Annotated in this window: 1 protein-coding gene; it reads right to left on the bottom strand. The window is 67.6% G+C overall.

Features of this window, described 5'->3' with window-relative positions:
• The coding region (locus tag SB717_RS39115) for a hypothetical protein (protein WP_410908667.1) at window positions 1-213 on the bottom strand (213 nt) is incomplete at its 3' end.
• Between the last annotated feature and the right edge of the window lie 28 nt (window positions 214-241).

Raw genomic sequence — 241 nt, forward strand, 5'->3', positions numbered from 1 at the left:
GTGGCGGGGCACCACCACGAAGAGGGCGGGGCCGAAGTAGCCGCATAATGCGAAGTCCTGCCCTTCCAGGCGCCGGGCGAAGGCCTTGACCAGGTCCTGGCCGACCCGGTAGCTGAAGCGGGTCACCAGCTGCTCGAGATCGCGCAGACGCACGAGGATGACCATCGGCTCCCAGTCCGGTCGGGATGCGAGGGAAGCCGACAGCTCCTCCATGAAAGCCCGGCGATTGGGCAAGCCGGTG

Source organism: Priestia sp. SIMBA_032 (genome assembly GCF_046535215.1).
Classification (GTDB): domain Bacteria; phylum Bacillota; class Bacilli; order Bacillales; family Bacillaceae_H; genus Priestia; species Priestia aryabhattai.